The sequence below is a fragment of the Mesorhizobium sp. M7A.F.Ca.AU.002.02.1.1 genome, from assembly GCF_003998535.1.
Lineage (GTDB): Bacteria > Pseudomonadota > Alphaproteobacteria > Rhizobiales > Rhizobiaceae > Mesorhizobium > Mesorhizobium ciceri.
In genome coordinates this window covers 1-633 of the sequence record NZ_RZPB01001407.1, presented here as the reverse complement: position 1 = coordinate 633, position 633 = coordinate 1, and the positions used below count along the sequence as shown (strand labels likewise).

Below are 633 nucleotides of genomic sequence, written 5' to 3'. Positions count from 1 at the left end.
GCTTCGGCGGCACCTCCGCAGCGTGTCGAGAGTGACCGGCTCTCCGCCGAGCGTCTGTCGCGCCGTTATGCCGGCGTCGTTGCTGTCGACGACGTCAGCCTGAGTTTCGAAACGGACAGCATCACCGGTATCATCGGCCCCAATGGCGCCGGCAAGACGACGCTGCTCAACATGCTGGCCGGTGATGTCAAGCCAAGTGCCGGTACCGTGTCGGTGGGTGGCGCGGTGCGGCAGGCTTCTGCCTTCCGCTTCGCGCGCTCCGGCGTTGCCCGCACCTTCCAGAACATCCGCGTCTTCCCGCACATGACGGTGCTGGAAAACGTCGTCGTCGCCGCACGCCAGGTAGAGCCTGATCTCGTCCATGCCGAGGCGGCGGCAATGGGTGAACTTGCGCGCATGGGGCTGGAGAGATTTGCCGATCAGCCGGCCGCCAGGCTTGCCTATGGCCAGCGACGCCGGTTGGAAGTGGCACGTGCGCTGGCGTTGAAGCCGCGCTTCCTGCTGCTGGACGAGCCGGCCGCCGGCATGAACGCCGTCGAGACCGCCGAACTGGTTTCCATCCTCTCGACAGTCCGCACCGAGCGCCGCATCGGCGTCGTCCTGATCGAGCACGACATGAGGCTGGTGATGAAC

The 633-nt window shown here is 66.2% G+C and carries 1 protein-coding gene; it reads left to right on the top strand.

Annotated elements, in window-relative coordinates; genetic code table 11:
* On the top strand, positions 1 to 633 hold a 633-nt coding region (locus EN879_RS38035), incomplete at both ends, for an ATP-binding cassette domain-containing protein (RefSeq protein WP_127274816.1).